At 64.3% G+C, this 13,451-nt stretch carries 14 protein-coding genes; 8 read left to right on the top strand and 6 right to left on the bottom strand.

Going from position 1 to position 13,451, the window contains the following annotated elements:
• Window positions 1-55 precede the first annotated feature (55 nt).
• The gene (locus tag ACUYMZ_RS18795; RefSeq protein WP_426004463.1) at window positions 56-334 is read left to right on the top strand and encodes a putative quinol monooxygenase; all 279 of its coding nucleotides are present in this window, start codon (window positions 56-58) and stop codon (window positions 332-334) included.
• Here the strand turns inward: ACUYMZ_RS18795 and ACUYMZ_RS18790 are convergent.
• From ACUYMZ_RS18790 to ACUYMZ_RS18775, 4 genes are read right to left on the bottom strand one after another with little or no spacing between them, the layout of a single operon-like run.
• Entirely contained in the window at window positions 313-1,818 is a 1,506-nt protein-coding gene (locus ACUYMZ_RS18790) for a rhamnulokinase (RefSeq protein ID WP_481605242.1), read from the bottom strand. The genes ACUYMZ_RS18795 and ACUYMZ_RS18790 overlap by 22 nt on opposite strands.
• 8 nt (window positions 1,819-1,826) lie before the next feature.
• Window positions 1,827-3,863: a bifunctional aldolase/short-chain dehydrogenase gene (locus tag ACUYMZ_RS18785; RefSeq protein ID WP_481605240.1), complete on the bottom strand. Its 2,037-nt coding sequence runs from the start codon at window positions 3,861-3,863 to the stop codon at window positions 1,827-1,829.
• A 5-nt stretch (window positions 3,864-3,868) separates the two neighbouring features.
• The gene (rhaI, locus tag ACUYMZ_RS18780) at window positions 3,869-5,035 is read right to left on the bottom strand and encodes an L-rhamnose isomerase (protein WP_481605238.1); all 1,167 of its coding nucleotides are present in this window, start codon (window positions 5,033-5,035) and stop codon (window positions 3,869-3,871) included.
• Window positions 5,032-5,406, bottom strand: coding sequence for an L-rhamnose mutarotase (locus ACUYMZ_RS18775; protein ID WP_442424463.1), 375 nt, complete (start codon window positions 5,404-5,406; stop codon window positions 5,032-5,034). The genes rhaI and ACUYMZ_RS18775 overlap by 4 nt, the downstream gene beginning before the upstream one ends.
• Window positions 5,407-5,533: 127 nt before the next feature.
• On the opposite strand from ACUYMZ_RS18775, the gene ACUYMZ_RS18770 reads away from it, so the two are divergent.
• Window positions 5,534-6,550: a LacI family DNA-binding transcriptional regulator gene (locus tag ACUYMZ_RS18770; RefSeq protein WP_426004456.1), complete on the top strand. Its 1,017-nt coding sequence runs from the start codon at window positions 5,534-5,536 to the stop codon at window positions 6,548-6,550.
• Between the two features lie 62 nt (window positions 6,551-6,612).
• On the opposite strand, the gene ACUYMZ_RS18765 is transcribed toward ACUYMZ_RS18770, so the two are convergent.
• Together ACUYMZ_RS18765 and ACUYMZ_RS18760 are read right to left on the bottom strand one after the other, a co-directional pair.
• A complete protein-coding gene (locus ACUYMZ_RS18765; RefSeq protein ID WP_426004455.1) occupies window positions 6,613-7,578 on the bottom strand; it encodes a LysR family transcriptional regulator in 966 nt (321 codons plus the stop codon).
• Window positions 7,579-7,603: 25 nt separating this feature from the next.
• A complete protein-coding gene (locus ACUYMZ_RS18760; RefSeq protein ID WP_481605235.1) occupies window positions 7,604-8,884 on the bottom strand; it encodes an amidohydrolase in 1,281 nt (426 codons plus the stop codon).
• A 130-nt stretch (window positions 8,885-9,014) separates the two neighbouring features.
• Between ACUYMZ_RS18760 and ACUYMZ_RS18755 the strand changes: the two genes are divergently transcribed.
• From ACUYMZ_RS18755 to ACUYMZ_RS18730, 6 genes are all read left to right on the top strand, one after another.
• Complete coding sequence (locus ACUYMZ_RS18755; RefSeq protein WP_481605233.1) at window positions 9,015-9,932, top strand: LysR family transcriptional regulator; 918 nt, start codon at window positions 9,015-9,017, stop codon at window positions 9,930-9,932.
• 150 nt (window positions 9,933-10,082) lie between these two features.
• Entirely contained in the window at window positions 10,083-10,583 is a 501-nt protein-coding gene (locus tag ACUYMZ_RS18750; RefSeq protein ID WP_481605231.1) for a RidA family protein, read from the top strand.
• Entirely contained in the window at window positions 10,576-11,361 is a 786-nt protein-coding gene (locus tag ACUYMZ_RS18745; RefSeq protein ID WP_481605229.1) for an aspartate/glutamate racemase family protein, read from the top strand. The genes ACUYMZ_RS18750 and ACUYMZ_RS18745 overlap by 8 nt, the downstream gene beginning before the upstream one ends.
• Window positions 11,362-11,384: 23 nt before the next feature.
• A complete protein-coding gene (locus ACUYMZ_RS18740; RefSeq protein ID WP_481605227.1) occupies window positions 11,385-12,155 on the top strand; it encodes an amino acid ABC transporter ATP-binding protein in 771 nt (256 codons plus the stop codon).
• Window position 12,156: 1 nt separating this feature from the next.
• Window positions 12,157-12,795 (top strand): amino acid ABC transporter permease, encoded by a 639-nt coding sequence (locus tag ACUYMZ_RS18735; protein WP_481605225.1) that lies wholly within the window; start codon window positions 12,157-12,159, stop codon window positions 12,793-12,795.
• Window positions 12,792-13,445, top strand: coding sequence for an amino acid ABC transporter permease (locus tag ACUYMZ_RS18730; RefSeq protein ID WP_426004448.1), 654 nt, complete (start codon window positions 12,792-12,794; stop codon window positions 13,443-13,445). Before ACUYMZ_RS18735 ends, ACUYMZ_RS18730 begins: the two co-directional genes overlap by 4 nt.
• Window positions 13,446-13,451 lie beyond the last annotated feature (6 nt).

Here is a 13,451-nt window from a genome sequence, read left to right as displayed (position 1 = left end):
AGGACCCCTGGAAAGTTCCGGCGACCACGCACGTTTCCCGCGAACAGGAGGAACCATGACCGAAGTACGTCTTACTGGGCAACTCGTCTGCCAGGACCTGGATGAGGCGGCGATCGTCGTCGAGCATCTGGCCCGCCACGTCGAATTGACGCTCGCCGAACCCGGCTGCGTCTCCTTCCAAGTGAACGCAACCGAGGACCCCTGCGTGTGGCAGGTCGATGAATTGTTCGACGACGCCGCATCATTCAGGGCACACCAAGACCGCGTCGCTGCCAGCGAATGGGGCCGGGCCACGGCCGGCATCCAGCGCCGCTATACGGTGACGGGACTCTGACGACCAATCTCGTAGCGCACCAGTTCCGTACCTGAGGCGACAAGCGAGCGCAGTTCAGCCAAACCTCCGGTCACCACTCCGGCAGCCCGCGCCTGCACCAGCACATTGCCCAGCGCAGTCGCCTCCACTGGGCCGGCTACCACGGGCTTACCCGTTGCATCGGCAGTCAGTTGGCAGAGGAGTCGGTTCTGCGAACCGCCGCCCACTATGTGCACCGCGGACGTATTACGGCCGGTGAGGCGTTCGGCGTCGGCCAGGGTGCGGGCGTAACCTGCCGCGAGGCTGTCCATGATGCAACGCACGACGGCGGCAGGCCGGTCCCCGAGCACGTCGCCGTTGTGCCGCACGGCTGCGCGGATGCGTTCGGGCATGTTGTCCGGGGCCGTGAACGCGGGATCGTCAGCGTTGATCTGCGGCCCACCCGGCGGCAACGCCGCGGCAGCGTCGAGCAGGGCAGGCAGTGATTGGCTGAAGCCCTGTGCCGCCCACGCCCGCTGGCATTCGCTGAGCAGCCACAGACCGCCGACGTTGCGTAGGTAGCGGATGGTTCCGTCCACGCCGCGCTCGTTGGTGAAGTTCGCTGTCCGGCTGGCTTCAGTGAGCACCGGTGCATCCAGCTCCACTCCCACGAGGGACCACGTGCCGGAGGAAATGTAGGCGAAATCCTGGTCCAGCGCGGGGACGGCTGCGACGGCCGAAGCGGTGTCGTGGGAACCCACGGCAACTACGACGGTGTCCTCGGGAAGCCCGGTCTGCTCGCGGATCGCAGGCAGGAGGGCACCTACGGTTTCCCCGGGTTGGATCAGCGGCGGAAACACCTCCCGCGGCAGCCCCAAGGCGTCCAGGAACTCTGTGGCCCACTGGCCGGAAACAGCATCGAACAGCCCGGTGGTGGACGCGTTCGTGGCTTCGGTCCGGCGGACTCCGGTCAGGAGGAAGGCGATCAGGTCCGGGATGAGAAGTGCCTGCAATCCGTCGAGCACTGGCTCGGCGGCGAGTTGGTACACGGTGTTGAACTGCAGGAACTGCAATCCCGTGGTCGCGTAGAGCTTCTCCGGGGGGATGGCCGCGTGGACCCGTGAGACGGTGGAACGGCTGCGCTCGTCGCGGTAGCTGAAGGGCACTGAGACCAATTCCCCCGAAGAGTTCACCAGTCCGTAGTCCACCGCCCACGTATCGATCCCAATGCTGGCGATCCGTTCCCCCTTCGCCGCTGCTACCGAAGCAGCGGCCGCCAGGCCTTTGAGTACCTCGGCGAAGAGGGCGTCGAAGTCCCAGTGGAGTCCGCCGTCGAGCTCCACGACCCCGTTGGGAAACCGGTGGACGGTCTCCAGAGTGGCGCCTGTGGAGGGGCCGGCGCGGCCGAGCATGACGCGACCGGAGGACGCGCCGATGTCGATGGCGGCGAAGACTTGTTTGGCATGGGGAGCGGGCACCGCCCCGGCGTTGGCCGGGGCGGTGCTCGTCGTTGCAGCGTTGTTCACGATGTGACCTATCGGAGGAACGCTGCCGCGACGCCGGCGTCCACGGGGATGTGGAGGCCGGTGGTGTGGGAGAGTTCGTTGCTGGTGAGCACGGCCGCGGCGTTGGCTACGTGTTCGGGGAGCACTTCGCGTTTGAGCAGGGTGCGTTGGGCGTAGTACTTGCCCAGTTCCTGCTCGTCCACCCCGTATACGGCTGCGCGTTTGGCGCCCCAGCCGCCGGCGAAGATGCCGGAGCCGCGGACCACGCCGTCGGGGTTGATGCCGTTGACGCGGATGCCGTGGTCGCCCAGTTCCGCAGCCAACAAACGCACCTGGTGGGCTTGGTCGGCTTTGGTGGCGGAGTAGGCGATGTTGTTCGGGCCGGCGAACACGGAGTTCTTGGAGGAGATATAGATGATGTCCCCGCCCAGGCCCTGGTCGATCATGACCTTCGCCGCGGCCTTGGACACCAGGAACGAGCCCTTGGCCATGACGTTGTGCTGCAGGTCCCAGTCCTTCTCGGTGGTTTCCAGCAACGGCTTGGAGATGGAGAGGCCTGCGTTGTTGACCACCAGGTCCAGGCCGCCGAAGGCGAGCACGGCCTCTTGGATGGCGGCGGCGATCTGGGCTTCGTCGGTCACATCGGCCTGGACGCCGATGGCGACGTCGGGCCCGCCCAGTTCCGCGGCGACGGCTTGGGCGTTCTCAAGGTTCAGGTCGGCAATGACGACGCACGCGCCGTCGGACGCCAGCCGGGTGGCGATCGCCTTGCCGATGCCCGACGCCGCCCCAGTCACCAAAGCGATGCGGGTCGCGTGGGACTTGGGTTTGGGCATGCGGGCGAGCTTGGCTTCTTCCAGGGCCCAGTATTCGATGCGGAACTTCTCGGATTCCTCGATCGGGGCGTACGTGGAGATCGCCTCGGCCCCGCGCATCACATTGATCGCGTTGATATAGAACTCCCCGGCCACCCGTGCGGTCTGCTTGTCCTTGCCGAAGGAGAACATACCCACGCCCGGGACCAGCACGATCGCCGGGTCCGCGCCGCGCAGCGCGGGTGAATCTGCGTCCGCGTGGCGGTCGTAGTAGGCCTGGTAGTCCTGCCGGTATTCGGCGTGCAGCTCCTTCAGGCGGGCCACGGAGTCTTCAATGGAGGCGTCCGCGGGCAGGTCCAGGATGAGGGGCTTGACCTTGGTGCGGAGGAAGTGGTCCGGGCAGGAGGTGCCGAGCGCGCCGAGGCGCGGGTGCTCGGTGGCGGCGAGGAAGTCAAGGACGACGGCGTCATCACTGAAGTGCCCCAGCTGCGGTTTGTCCGTGGAGGCCAGGCCGCGGATGACCGGAGCCAACGCTGCTGCCTTGGCGCGGCGTTCGGTCTCGGTGAGGGTGCCGTAGCCCGGCAGGGCAGGGCCGAAGGGCTCGGCTTTGCCGTTCTCAGCGATGTACTTCTCGGCGGTGTCGATGATCCAGAGGGAGTTGGCCTCGGCCTCCTCGGACGTGGCGCCCCAGGCCGTGATGCCGTGCCCGCCCAGGATGGTGCCGATGGCCTGCGGGTTGGCTTCCTTGATCGCTGCGATATCCAAACCCAGCTGGAACCCGGGACGGCGCCAGGGAACCCACACCACCTTGTCGCCGAAGATCTTGGAGGTCAGCGCTTCGCCGTCCACCGCCGTCGCGATCGCGATGCCCGAGTCGGGGTGCAGGTGGTCAACGTGCGCGGCGTCCACGAGTCCGTGCATGGCGGTATCGATCGACGGCGCCGCGCCGCCCTTGCCGTGCAGGCAGTAATCGAAAGCGGCCACCATTTCGTCTTCACGCTCGACGCCGGGGTAAACGGACTTCAGTGCCTGCAGACGGTCCAGCCGGAGGACAGCAAGGTTCTCGGCTTTCAGGGTGCCGAGGTCACCGCCGGATCCCTTGACCCAGAGCAGCTCGACGTCCTGCCCGGTCACGGGATCCTTCTCGGTGCCCTTCGCGGAGGTGTTGCCGCCGGCGAAGTTGGTGTTCCGCTTGTCCGCGCCGAGGCGGTTGGAGCGGGTAATCAGGTCTTCAACAGTCTTGTTGCTCATTTGAATTAAGCGCCCCATCCGGCTTGCTGGCCGCCTGCGCGGTCCTCGTTGATCTTCTTCTGGTAGCCGCTGGCCTTGTAGGCAGCGATCGGGTCGGCGGGCAGGCCGCGGGATTCGCGCCATTGGGCCAGGACCGGGCGGACATCGGTGTAGAAGGCATCGTTGAAAATGCCGTTCGCTGCCAGGACATCCCCGGCACGCTGGGCCTCGTTCAATGCAGCCGTGTCCACCAACAGGGCACGCGCGGTCATTTCCTGGACGTTGAGTACCGAGCGGATCTGGCCCGGGATCTTCTCTTCCAGGTTGTGGCACTGGTCCAACATGAGCGCAACTCCCGATTCTGCACCGAAGCCGCCACCGCGGATCACCTCGTGCATGATGCGGAACAACTGGAACGGGTCAGCCGCGCCCACGATCAGGTCGTCATCGGCGTAGAAGCGGGAGTTGAAGTCGAAGGAACCGAGCTTGCCCAGGCGCAGGAGCTGCATCACGATGAACTCGATGTTGGTGCCCGGGGCGTGGTGGCCGGTGTCCAGGCACACGAAGGCCTTCTCGCCCAAGGCAAGGGTCTGGGCATAAGACGTTCCCCAGTCCGGAACATCGGTGTGATAGAAAGCCGGCTCGAAGAACTTGTACTCCAACACCAGCCGCTGCTCATCGCCCAAGGCCGCGTAGATTTCCTGGAGCGACTCGGCCAAACGGTCCTGCCGGCCGCGCATGTCGTCCTGTCCCGGGTAGTTGGTGCCGTCGGCCAGCCAGATTTTCAGATCCCGGGACCCTGTGGCGTGCATGATTTCGATGCACTCCAGGTGGTGCTCGATCGCGCGGCGGCGGACCGCGTCGTTGGACGAAGTCAGGGAACCAAACTTGTACTCATCATCCTGGAACGTGTTGGAGTTGATGGTGCCCAAACCAACCCCCAGCCCCTCCGCAAAAGAACGCAGGGCTGCATAGTCATCCACCTTGTCCCACGGGATATGCAGCGCCACAGTAGGTGCGAGCCCCGTGAGCTCGTGAACCTTCGCGGCGTCGGCGATCTTTTCCTGGACGGTGCGAGGCGTACCCGGGGTGCCGAAAACCTTGAACCGGGTCCCCGAATTCCCATAGGCCCAGGACGGCACTTCAATGGCCAATTCTCCCAAGCGGCCAAGGGCCGATTCTGTGGTGTTCATGCTTGTTCCTTCTGATGGGTAGGGGCGTTGCCGGCTTCGGAAGCCGAAGCCAGTTGGTCTTCCAGGTTGAAAACTTCCTCGACGATTTCGAAGCCCTCGTCCGGAGGGACATCGCTGTTGGCAAAGAGTGTGGCCATCTCGGTCTGCCATCGTGCGTTGACCTCCGTGAGGGCCATTCGGGCTTGTGCCGCCTGGTAGTCCTCACATTCCAAGTAGCCGATCAACTGTCCGTCTGACGCCAGAAAGAGCGAGTAGTTGTTCCAGCCCGCATCTTTGAGCGCACGGAGCATTTCCGGCCATACGGCGGCGTGGCGGCGCTTGTACTCGTCCATCAACTCTGGCTGGACGGAGGAGCGGAAACATACCCTCATCTGCGGTTCTCCGGGGTTACTCGTCTTTGAATCGTTTCATTTGTTACGATTCAAACTACCCCGCACAAAGGGGGGTGTCAAGGCATTGCATGTACTTGAGAATTCGAGCCCGGGGAGATCGGAAAGCATGTCCCAAACAGCGAGCATCAAAGACGTCGCCACCCATGCCAAGGTTGCCGTGGGTACCGTGTCCAATGTGCTGAATTACCCGGACAGGGTGTCGCAGCGGACCAAGGAGCGCGTCCTCAAGTCCATCGCTGAACTGGGTTTCGTCCGCAACGACGCTGCCCGGCAACTCCGCGCAGGCCAGAGCCGCACCATCGGTTTGGTGGTACTCGACGTCGGAAACCCCTTCTTTTCGTCTGTCGCCCGGGCGGCCGAGGACGCCGCAACGGCGATGGGGAGTGTGGTCCTCGTGGGGGACAGTGGCCAGGATGCTGCCCGCGAAGCGCATTACATGGACCTGTTCCAGGAGCAGCGTGTCCAGGGCCTGCTTATCTCACCCGTGGGCGATGTTTCTGAAAGGATCGATACCCTGCGCGAGCGCGGGGTGCCCACGGTGTTGGTGGACCAGCTCGCTGATGAAGGCCGCTGCAGCTCGGTCTCCGTTGATGACGAAGAAGGTGGCTATCTGGCTGCCCGGCACCTGCTGGACATCGGCCGCCGTCGTTTGGCTTTTGTGGGCAGCCCCTCCATCCGCCAGGTGGCGCACCGCCTTAAAGGTGCGCAACGTGCTGTTTCCGAGGTGGAAGGCGCATCCATTGAGGTACTCGACTCTGCAGGCCAGACCGTCCTGGCGGGGCGGCAGGTAGGCAACAAGCTGGTGGAGCGGGAACCGGGAGAGCGCCCCGAAGCTGTCTTCTGTTCCAACGACCTCCTGGCGCTCGGCGTCATGCAGTCACTCACCATGCTGCGGACTGTTCGCATTCCGGAGGACGTGGCGCTGATTGGCTACGACGACATCGATTTCGCCATCTCCGCCGTCGTCCCGTTGTCCTCCATCCGCCAGCCCACCGAGGCGCTGGGGCGGACCGCCGTCGAGCTTCTTGCTGAAGAGCAGGAGAGCGGCGGCACCAAGCACCGCGCCGTCGTGTTCACTCCCGAACTGGTGGTCCGCCAAAGCACCGCCGGCGCACCCAAGTAGGTCGCAGTTGTGCGCGTTTTGAGCGTTCAAAACGCGCACAAATGCGACCCAGTTGGGTGAGATTACGACGCGCGGAGGCTCGTCAGGTAGCCGAGCGGCACCACAGCATCGGGCTGCTTCGTCTGACGGGAGATGCCGGGCGCTGAGGCGGCAAGGCGGTCCGCCGAGCGGCCGAGGCATTGCAGGATGCTGGTGATGGAAACGCCGGTCTCCGACTTCTGGTGAAGGGCGGAGATATGCCGCCGGGCGACGCAGCCGCTGATGGTCCTGGCCACGATCTTGTCCGTAGCAACATGGTCGAGCGCTGGCACGAGCGCAATGCCCACCCCGGACCGCACCATGCCGCGGATGGCGTCGTAGTTGTTGCTCCGCACACTGATGCGCGGCGCGAACCCCCCACTCGCGCACAGGTGCCTGAGGCATGCGTCACCGGAGGAGTCCTCCTTGGTGGACACCCATCCCTCCTTTGCCAGATCCTGGAGAGTGATGGAGTCGGCCCCGGCAAGCCTGTGGTTCTCCGGCAGCAGGAGCATGAGTTCCTCGGCCAGCAACGGAACGGCCGCAACATTGGAGGGCCATTGCTGCGGGACGAGGTCGTAGTGGAACACCACCGCGACATCCAGGGCCGCATCCCGGACCATGCCTGCCAGCTCGGCAGGGCAGTCCTCTTCAAGTTCCACGGTGGAGTTGGGGTGCCGGCGGAGGTAGGACGCCAGTCCCGAGGGCAGCAGCCGTTGGCTGGCGGTACTGAAGCTCCCCAGCCGCATCAGGCCGTAGTTGCCTTTGCTGAACCCCTTGATCTCGTCCTCCAGCGTGACGAGTGCGTTGATGATGTCGCTTGCCCGGGCAGCCAGGAACTTCGCCGCCTCCGTGGGGCGGATGCTCTGCGCGTCGCGTTCCACCAGCGGCGCCTGCACGGCCCGTTCGAGAGCGGCAACCTGCTGGGATACCGCTGATCCTGTGTATCCAATCTCGCGGGCAGCGTCTGCGAAGGAGCCCGTCCGGAGGACCACTGACAGCGTGCGCAAATGGACTGGATTTAACACGGCATTGCTACTTTCCAGAAGGTGGTGTGAGGAGTTGCGCCACGTTCACCGCTCCACCTGCGGCCTCGAAATCCAACTGCGCCTGCTCGCGGAGCCGCTCATCTGCAAGATAGTCGGCCATGGTCAAGGCCAAGCCGATGGCGCCGTCCACTACGGCTTGGTCGCCTGACGGGCTGATGGCGTGCTGGCCGAACTCCACCGTGTGCATGGGCGTGGCTTCGCGGGCGATGCTGATCGTCGGATGGATGGACGGAATCCGCAGGCTGAGGTTCCCCAGGTCAGTCGACCAGCCGCCACCCACCAGCTCCGTTTCCAAGGTGATGCTGCGCCCGCGCTCGGAGATATGCCGGTGGTATCTGGCCGCCAGGGCCTGGTTGCTGCGGACCGGCAAGTACGCGGGGAACGGATCCCACGTAGTGTCCAGCCGGGTTCCCGTCATGAGCGCCGCCCCCTCCAGGATGTTCTGCACCTTCTCCGACAGCTCAACCAGTCCGTCCGGGTCAAGGGAGCGGATTTCGACGACGGCGCTCGCCAGGTGGGGGACGACGTTCACCGCTGACCCGCCCTCGACAATGAGGCAGTGGAGCCGATCCGTGGCGGGGATGTGCTGGCGCAGTGCCGCTATTCCCTGGTAGGCCGCGACCACGGCGTCGAGGGCATTTCGGCCCAGCTGTGGTGCCGACGATGCATGCGCGGCGACGCCGTGGAAGGTCACATCCACATCCCGGACTGCCAGGGATGCGAAGGACGCAACCTCGTATTCACCCGTGAACGGATGCAGCATGACGACTGCGTCGACGTCGTCGAACGCGCCGGCCCGGGCCATGAGTTCTTTGCCGTTGCCGTTCTCTTCGGCGGGGGTTCCCATCAGGACAACCGAGCCGCCGAGGTGTTCAATCTGCGAAGCGAGCCCAATAAAAGCTCCGACGGCCGCTGCGCAGATGACGTTGTGTCCGCAGCCGTGGCCTACGCCGGGCAAGGCATCGTATTCGGCCAGGACTGCAATCCTGGGTGAACCCGAGCCCACCTCTGCGCGCAGGGAGGTTCGCAGGCCGTACCGTCCCACCTGAACCTTGAAGCCCCGGTAGCGGAGGAAGTCGGCTACGAAGGCGGCTGACAGTCGCTCCTCAAAGCCAACTTCGGCGATGCCGTGGATGCCATGGCTGAGTTCGCGAAGATCAGGTGCGAGGTCCTCGATGGTGCTCGCGATGGTCCGCGCGAGGGAGTCAGTGGCTCCGAGGATGCCAGTGAGGGCAGGGCTGGACGGGTGGGTTCCCACGGTGTTCACGTGGCGTCCTTTCGGGGGAAGTTCTTGGGTGGCTTGCTGCCGGGCATCATTGCCCGGCAGCAAGCTCGTTGTTTAACTTAAGATACATCCGGATCTAACTTAAGAACAGCTAACCATGCAAGAATGTTCCATGACCGAAAAGCCGCTCCCGGATGTCTCCCGTCTTCGCCTCCTCAACGAGGTAGCGCGGCAAGGATCGCTGGCTGGCGCAGCCCGGGTCCTCGGCATCACGTCCTCGGCGGTTTCGCAGCAAATCAGCCTCCTGGAGCGGGAGGCCGGAGTGCAGCTCCTGGACCGCTCATCCCGCGGTGCAGGCCTGACCGGAGCCGGCGAGATCCTGGTGGAACGGGCGCGGGCGGTGATCCGGCTCCTCGAAGAAACTCGCGCCGAGATGGACCAGCTCAGTGGCGATCTCACAGGCAGGGTGCGGATCGGCTCCATTCCCTCCCTTGCCCGGAATGTCCTCCTGCCGGTCGCGGAAAAGCTTGAGGTGACCGAGCCCGACGTCGAACTTACCGTCAACGTGGTGGAACCGGTGGACAGCATCGAGCAATTGCTGAACGGAGCCTTGGACGTTGCGATCGTAGACCTCTACGACAACGTGCCCGTGGCATTCCCTGACTACCTGGTGACCCGCGAGGTCATGAACGAACCCCTGGTGCTGGTGACGGCCCCTGACTACAAGGTGCCGCCGCGGCTGAAGCTGACCGACCTCAAAGACGCCGACTGGGTTCTCACTCCTGAAGCCGGGGCCTGCGGGCAGGCCGTGCGCTTTGCCTGCCGGACCGAGGGGTTCGAGCCCAGGGGCAGTTGGGTGGTGGACGATCTGCTCCTGCTGGTTGAAGCCATTTCCCGCGGAAGGGGCATCTCGCTGCTGCCCCCGTTGTCCGTGGACGACACGGTGGCACCCGTCGGGATCCATGCCTTCGACAAACCGGGGATCCGGCGCCGCGTCCTGACGGTCACCCGCAGCAGCGACGCCCGGCGCCCCATCGTCAAGGCCGTCCTGGACGAAATCCACACCCTCCTTGGTGCCGCAGCCGCCTGAGCCGGGCTCCGCCGTCGGGCCTTAAACAGCAGCCCAAGAAAGTCTTGCGGCAGCCCCAGCAAACCTCGTACTTTCGCCGGGTTAAACGGCTCTTCTCCGTTCCATGCTTGTAGTGATCAGTGACGATCACCACAAAGGAGAACGAAAGACATGACCACCCTCGAACGACGTTTCGCAGAGCTTCCCGGCCACTGGCAGGTGCCCGGCCACTTCAAGATCAACCACAGCCACGGCATCCGGGTGGGGGACATGATCTACGTCGGTGGCCAGGAAGACCTCGACGAACAGGGCAACGTCCGCAACCCCGGCGATATCGTGGCGCAGTGCAAGTCCGTCATGGAATCCCTCAAGCGGGTCATCGAAGAACTTGGCGGAACCATGGGCGATGTAGTCCAGTTCAACACCTTCTACGCCGGTGAACTCAGCTACGAGGAATGGCAGCGCACCTACGACATCCGCTTCAGCTACTTCCCGGCTCCCGGCCCTACGGCAACGGGCATCCTGATCGGCGAGGAGCTGAACCTGCCGGGCATCCGCGTGGAGGTGAACGCCGTCGCTATCGTTGGGAGCGCGGCCACCCGCGTGGAAGCGTTCGACGGCGGCACTCCGGCGCTGCTCGACGTTCCGGTTCCGGGCGAGCGAAATGACTAGCATCAAGCCCCAGCTTGGCGTCATCCTCTGCGACCTCGACTCATATCCCGTGGACTACGTGGAGTGCCTCACCTCGGATGCGCCCGGCATCAGCGACAACCCGGTGGGCTTCTTTGAAAACCCGGCCAGTTGGCAGGGCCTTCCTGTGGCCTATGCCGTGGCCCGCGGCGCCCGCGTCGAGCCCCTGGTCAACGGCGAACCTGAAGCCATCGAGGCCTTCTGGGCGGCCAGCGAAAAGCTCGCCCACTGCCCCCTGGTCATCACCGACTGCGGCTTCTTTTTCTACGCACGCAAGGACATGCGCCAAACCGCCAACGTCATCACCAGCGGCCTCGACCTGTTGCCGATTGCCTCGGTACTGACCAGCAAGGACATCGGCATCCTTACGGTCTCGGAGCCCCTTGCCACCAAGCTCCTTGGCGACCACGTGTTGTCCTCCCGCATTGTCATTGCCGGAATGGAAAGCGAGGCCGGTTGGGCCACCATGCTCACCAACGACCACGCCCTCGGCAACGGCTGGGATCAGGCTTTGCTGAAGGAAGGCGTGGCCGCCGTGGCCAAACGGGAGTTCGGCCCGGGCGGGCGCTTGGAAAACGTCGGCGTCCTGGTCCTCGAATGCACGCTCCTGCCTGAATTCCGCCAGGAGATCCGCAAGTACACCAACGTGCCGATTCTCGACGTCGCCTCCTTCGCGCTGAACGCGCTGGGCAAAGGGTTCGACGCCGGTGCTGCCGCAGGCCCCCTGCCACCCTCCCCACAGTTCGCGCCAGAGCAATGACCCAAGTCAGGAACGAATCAACCATGCAAGAAGACACCGAACAGCATCGGACGGCCATATCGCTGGAATCAGTGGTGAAACGGTTCGGGGAGCACACGGTGATCAACGATGTCTCGTTGTCCGTCCGCGAGGGCGAAGTAGTCGCCATCATTGGGCCGAGCGGCGCCGGCAAGAGCACCTTGCTCAGGTGCATCAACCTGTTGGAAGTCCCGGACAGCGGTCGCATCACGGTCGAAGGCAACCACGTAGACGCCGGAACCGACATCAGCCATAAGGACCTGGTCCGTTTGCGCCGCAACGTGGGCATGGTGTTCCAGTCCTTCAACCTCTTCCCGCACATGACAGTCCTCCGGAACATTTCCCTGCCCCAGGAACGTGTGCTGGGCAGGACCCGGGCCGAAGCCGACGCCCGTTCCTTGACGTTGCTCGAGCGGGTGGGCTTGGCGGACAAGGCGCAGCAATACCCGGGCCGTTGTTCCGGGGGCCAGCAGCAACGCATCGCCATTGCCCGGGCGCTGGCACTCGATCCGCAGGTCATGCTGTTCGATGAGCCAACGTCGGCCCTCGATCCCGAGGTAGGCCTGGAAGTCCTTGCCGTCATGCGGGAGTTGGCCGCAGAGGGCATGACCATGGTGGTGGTGACCCACGAGATGCAGTTCGCCAGGGACGTCTCGGATCGCGTGGTGGTGATGGCCGACGGCGCCATTTTGGAGCAAGGTGACCCGGCCGACGTCTTTACCTCCCCCAGCATGGACCGCACGCGGAAGTTCCTGCGGGCCGTATTGGAGCGCTGACATGGAACATCTTGGCGTAGTGGCACAAGGCGTCACCATGACGCTGCTGCTGACACTGTCCTCCCTGCTTTTCGGTGCCCTTGGGGGAGTGCCCTTGGTTTTGGCGCGGCGCTCGCGGTTTGCAACTGTGCGGTTCGTTGCCAGAAGCTTCATCGAATTACTCCGGGGCATTCCACCGCTCGCGTGGCTGTTCATCATCTACTTCGGTATTGGGACCGGGGTGATCGAGCTGAGTTCCTTTGCAGCGGCAGTGATCGGATTCGGGCTGGTGTCTTCTGCCTACATGGCGGAGATCTACCGGGGCGGTTTGACCGCTATCCATGAGGGCCAGTGGGAAGCGAGCGATGCCCTGGGACTGTCCCGGGCGGCGACGCTGGCTACAATCATCGGTCCGCAAGTGCTTCGGGTGTCCATACCCGCGGCCGCCACCTTCGCCATAGGACTCCTGAAAGATTCCTCCGTGGCTTCCGTGATCGGCGTACAGGACACCATCTATTGGGCCGGCCACGAATCCACAGTGACTGGCGACGCCATAGTGCCGTTCCTCTGGGCGGCGGGACTCTACGTTGCCATGACGATTCCCTGTGCGTGGGCAACGCGGTTGCTGGATGCCAAGCTCCGAAAGAGGGTTGCGCGATGACATTCTTCAACGACTGGGTGGAGTACTTCCCGGATCTGCTGGGCGGACTGGGAGTGAGTCTGCAGCTGACTTTCGTCACCTTGCTGATCGGGCTTCCGGCGGGCCTCGTCCTGGCTTTGGGCGCAGGTTCCGGGAACCGCGCCGTACGGGTTGTGTCCATTGGCGTGATCGAGATCGGCCGCGGCACCCCGGCCCTGGTCGTCCTGCAGCTGTTCTACTTTGGACTTCCGACGGCTGGCATGACGCTGACGTCCTTCGTCGCGGCATCGCTGGCGCTCGCCTTCACCACCGCGGCTTACACCAGCGAGATCATCCGTGGCGGTCTGCAGGCAGTGCCTGGCGGTGAGGTGGAAGCGGGGCATGCCCTGGGCATGGCCCGCCGCGACATCCTTCGCTTTGTTGTGATTCCCCAAGGGATCAGAATCGCCATCCCGCCGCTCATGGGATTCGCGATCATGGTGTTCCAGGCAACCTCCCTGGCCTACACCATTGCCATGCCGGAACTGATGAGCCAGGCCTACTCCATCGGCTCCATCACTTTCCGCTACCTGAGCATCCTCACCCTCGCGGGCCTGATGTACGCATTGATCACCATCCCTGCGAGTTCCCTCAGCAACTTCGTCGAGCATCGATTGGCACGTCACCGTTGACACGCC

The organism is Arthrobacter sp. T572 (genome assembly GCF_056780115.1).
The sequence above is the reverse complement of the archived record's forward strand: the minus strand, read 5'-3'. Positions and strand labels throughout refer to the sequence as shown.

Excerpts from the sequence above, each read along its gene's own strand:
- ACUYMZ_RS18795 (WP_426004463.1), top strand. The coding sequence starts at position 56 with ATGACCGAAGTACGTCTTACTGGGCAACTCGTCTGCCAGGACCTGGAT.
- ACUYMZ_RS18785 (WP_481605240.1), bottom strand. The coding sequence starts at position 3,863 with ATGAGCAACAAGACTGTTGAAGACCTGATTACCCGCTCCAACCGCCTC.
- rhaI (WP_481605238.1), bottom strand. The coding sequence starts at position 5,035 with ATGAACACCACAGAATCGGCCCTTGGCCGCTTGGGAGAATTGGCCATT.
- ACUYMZ_RS18775 (WP_442424463.1), bottom strand. The coding sequence starts at position 5,406 with ATGAGGGTATGTTTCCGCTCCTCCGTCCAGCCAGAGTTGATGGACGAG.
- ACUYMZ_RS18770 (WP_426004456.1), top strand. The coding sequence starts at position 5,534 with ATGTCCCAAACAGCGAGCATCAAAGACGTCGCCACCCATGCCAAGGTT.
- ACUYMZ_RS18755 (WP_481605233.1), top strand. The coding sequence starts at position 9,015 with ATGACCGAAAAGCCGCTCCCGGATGTCTCCCGTCTTCGCCTCCTCAAC.
- ACUYMZ_RS18750 (WP_481605231.1), top strand. The coding sequence starts at position 10,083 with ATGACCACCCTCGAACGACGTTTCGCAGAGCTTCCCGGCCACTGGCAG.
- ACUYMZ_RS18745 (WP_481605229.1), top strand. The coding sequence starts at position 10,576 with ATGACTAGCATCAAGCCCCAGCTTGGCGTCATCCTCTGCGACCTCGAC.
- ACUYMZ_RS18740 (WP_481605227.1), top strand. The coding sequence starts at position 11,385 with ATGCAAGAAGACACCGAACAGCATCGGACGGCCATATCGCTGGAATCA.
- ACUYMZ_RS18735 (WP_481605225.1), top strand. The coding sequence starts at position 12,157 with ATGGAACATCTTGGCGTAGTGGCACAAGGCGTCACCATGACGCTGCTG.
- ACUYMZ_RS18730 (WP_426004448.1), top strand. The coding sequence starts at position 12,792 with ATGACATTCTTCAACGACTGGGTGGAGTACTTCCCGGATCTGCTGGGC.